We start from the raw sequence: 4101 nt of genomic DNA, 5'->3' as shown, positions 1-4101 counted from the left end.
ATTTATCCCTTACTATTTATTTATCCCTTTTATTCCTTGTTTTTTTTGGGGTACTATTAAAGAACTAATTATCTTGATTTTGCATCAAGAGCTTTTTCTTACAGGCACTAGCTACTTACATAATTTCTACCTGGGTTAGTTTTGGTGTCCAATGTTCCTCCTTTTTTTTGGAGCTTTTTTCGAATATCATAAAGAGTAGATCATCGAATAACCCACCCTGATCCACCCTGATTTTTTGAGGTAAATAAATACGGTGATCTAGTCGTTCTGTAATTTTAATGTTCTCGCATTATACAAGAAACCTATAAGAACTTTTTAATTTTAGAATATTTGTCTCCTTATCAGGAGGATAAAAGAACGAGGGAAAAACAATTTCAACAGAGCTGTTATTACTTTTAAAGCAGTCAGCAAAATACCCTCCTCTTAAGGAAGAGTTTGCTTTTGAATATGATCGACCAAAAGTTGTAATTTTCTGTGCCCCTGAAATTCATTAATGTCTAAGCGATAAGTTAAGTGTACGTATTCACAATCGAAATTAGGCCACTCTTTTAGATTAACATAAAAAGCAATACCATCTATATAATAATTAGTCTCAGGAACTTGCAAAATTAACTTTAAATGCCACTGACCTACTATCCGTTGATTCACTAATTTAAAACAACCATCAAAAACCGGTTCTGGAAAGCCTTGCCCCCAGGGCCCCGCCTGATCTACTAACTCAGCAAGATCGAGCGTCAATTCTTCCGAAGTTAATTCTCCATCACTAATTAATTGGAGCTGAAGGTTTTCCTCATTAAAAGTTTTTTTCACTTCTACAATAAATGCTTGTTGAAAATCTATATAGCGATTCAAAGGCAAGCTAAGACCTGCTGCCATAGCATGCCCCCCAAATTTAGTTATTAAACCGGGATACTTAGTAGCAATAGCTACTAACACATTACAAATATGAAGTCCAGAAATAGATCTGGCAGATCCTTGCAGGGTATTATTACTTATTTTTGCAAAAGCAATAGTTGGACGATGAACCCGTGCTTTCACTCGAGAGGCTACCAATCCAACAACCCCTTGATGCCATTCTTCCTTATATAAACAAATGCCAAGTGGCAACTTCTGACTTAAATGAAGGTTATCAATGACAGTAAATGCCTCTCTTTGCATGTGGGACTCAATAACTCGCCGCTCTTTATTTAAATCATCTAATTGATAGGCAATATCTAAAGCCATATTTCTATTATTTGCCAAAAGACAAGCAACCCCTAAACTCATATCATCTAAACGTCCTGCCGCATTTAAGCGTGGACCGATGGTAAAACCAAGATCTGTAGCTCGCAATGTTTCTCGTTTACATCCAGAAACCTCTAATAATGCTAAAATTCCTTCATGAGCTTGGCCTGCACGAATACGTTGTAATCCTTGATAAACTAATATCCGATTATTTTTATCTAATGACACAATATCGGTTACGGTTCCAAGTGAGACAAAATCTAAAAATTTTGCCATATTGGGGCAATCCAGCCTATTTTGTTCAAACCAATTAATTTTTTTCAGTTGTGCACGAAATGCTAGCATGAGATAAAAAGCCACCCCTACACCCGCCAAGCATTTACTAGGAAATTTATCTTCTTTGCAATTAGGATTGATAATCGCACACGCAGGTGGTAATTGCCCTCCTGGGAGGTGATGATCAGTAATCAGTACATCGATTCCTAATTGATTTGCTCGAACCACACCTGCATAACTTGAAATTCCATTGTCGACCGTAATAATTAAATTAGGCTCTTGAGTGGAAGCCACCTCTACAATTTCTGGTGTCAAGCCATAGCCATGGGTAAATCGATTTGGAATCAAATAAGAAACGTTTTTTAGCCCAAATTCACGCAGCACGCTTACTGTTAAAGCAGTACTTGTTGCTCCATCTACATCGAAATCTCCAATAATCATAATATGCTGTTGCTCTTTTATAGCTTGAATTAGCCTTTCCGTGGCTTTATCGATACCAAACAATAAAGAGTAAGGTAATAAATTTTTTAAGTCCCGGGATAATTCATCTAATGAATTAATATTTCTTGCCTGATAAATCCGGTGTAAAACTGGGTGAGGATGTTCAAGACCTTTAATTAATTTTGGTACTTTTTGTCGAACGATTGTTGTATCCAAAAAACTTTTTTTTTAAATTATATTTTATATACTAAATTATATTTTTAGTATACTCTTAATACTAACTGTAGATAATAACAAGAAGCATTCTTGAAATACAAGCTCATCATTTCAAATTTAGTTTTAGCAATTCCAAACAATTTTTAAGTACTAATTTTAATTTAAAATTAATCATAATATTATGATTGATTAAAGTATTTTGTGATTAAACTCTTTAACGAGATTTTATAATTTTCTTGCTCCTCGCCAAATTAGAAAATAACTACTTCAAAAAAAAATACTATATAATAAAAAAACACAGATATCCTCTCCTTGCAAGTTACTCTTTTCGTTGTATGACAAGCATTGAAACCAACCCATTTTTAATATTTTTTAAGCTTGAACTTCTATAATAATCTTTGATTAAAAGAGAGTGCAAAATCCAAAATAAATTATAATTTATCAATTCTATAATAAAAGATTTCTAATTTTAGATTAGTGATGCAGATTCGTTTTTATAAGAACAAAAAGAGGTAGAAGCTTTCTTCAAATACTACAAGAACAAGAACCAAGAAATCTCTTTTTGTATTCTCTCTTAATAACCTTTTAAATTTCGCTGAGATCACTTCTAAAATACATAATTCTCGGGGGGGGGTCACCATACAAACGAGGAATTTATTAAACACTTCCAGCTAAAAAAGATTACTAAATGATTTGCGCCATTAATCTTTAAATATTAATAATCAAATAATCAAGATACTTACGCTGAAATTTTTGCGATCTTTTACGTAATTCCTGGAATAGAATCATCATAACAACAGCATTACACAATGTAATTCTGTGTTATTTTAAAAAAATCGTATTCCACCAAATTGACGCTATTAGTTTAAAGGAAAACACTAGTGCTATCGTTACCTTAAAAAGGTAGGTTTTCCCTGGAGGATTGATAAAAAATATCATGATCTCAAAGGTCGTTCCCATTTAATTCAAAATGGAAATATTTTTGTAAAACTCCTACCTAAATTTACTCTTGAATTTCTTTATTAAATATGATCATTTATATAACTTTGAACCTAGCTAAATCAAATTATGAAACAAGCTCGTGCATTTATACCTTTATTTCTCACCGAGATGTGAAGTAATTCAGTTTCTATAATTACTTAAAACCTTCTGATTGCCTATCTTACCATTAGGCTTAACTTTTTTCTGATTCAGAGTCTTATATGATTTTAGGCGACTTTACGACACTCGTTTATATAGCTTCCTTTTGGAAGGGAAGAAGCTATTGAGCTGATCAAGTATTTGGCGCTCATTATACTATTATCGTGAGGGCTATTTTTTAGACATTAGCTATATTTCTTTTGCTAGAAATTTCTACTCAAAAATTGATATTTTTTAGTCTTTTAATTCTAATCATAGGTTAATAGAGTATTATAGCCTAATATTGTAAGTTTTTTCAGGGTCTTTGTTTATATTAAAACCACCCCCCCGTCGTGACACTAACTAGTTTCACTTTATTTTACATCGGCATGAATCTAGATGATTTATTAATTTTCAATAGTATGGGATTTGTTCAAGAAACATTTAGATGGAACATAGCTTTTCTTAGGCAGAAAGGTTGGTAGTGCTATCACCCTATTGATATTCTACTTTGGTTTTAAGAGCTTTTCGAAATTCAGGAACTTTTTTTATTATCCTTTCTAATTAAACTTTACCTGCATTTTACGTGGTTTACAGTATAAAAATAGTCTTCTTATACTTTTTCTGATTACTATCATGCTCACTTATTTTTTTGCTTGAGCAGTAAGTATTTTCTATCTTTTCAATTAATTTTTGATATTTTATCCTCATTATTTCTCTTATTATGAGGAATCGTTTAGAAAAACAAGTTCAAAATAAATTTCTTATTTTAATTATTATTTTTATCGCTTCGATTTTTTGGGAATATTTTTCAAGCCTTTTCTT

General features: G+C 32.1%; 1 protein-coding gene. It reads right to left on the bottom strand.

What is annotated here, in order from left to right:
• Positions 1 to 423: 423 nt before the first annotated feature.
• Positions 424 to 2157, bottom strand: coding sequence for a single-stranded-DNA-specific exonuclease RecJ (gene recJ / locus CLERM_RS03580; protein WP_102157217.1), 1734 nt, complete (start codon positions 2155 to 2157; stop codon positions 424 to 426).
• Between the last annotated feature and the right edge of the window lie 1944 nt (positions 2158 to 4101).

The sequence above is a fragment of the Coxiella-like endosymbiont genome (assembly GCF_002871095.1).
Classification (GTDB): Bacteria; Pseudomonadota; Gammaproteobacteria; order Coxiellales; family Coxiellaceae; genus Coxiella.
Note: the sequence above shows the minus strand (reverse complement) of the source record. Positions and strands in the feature narration are given on the sequence as shown.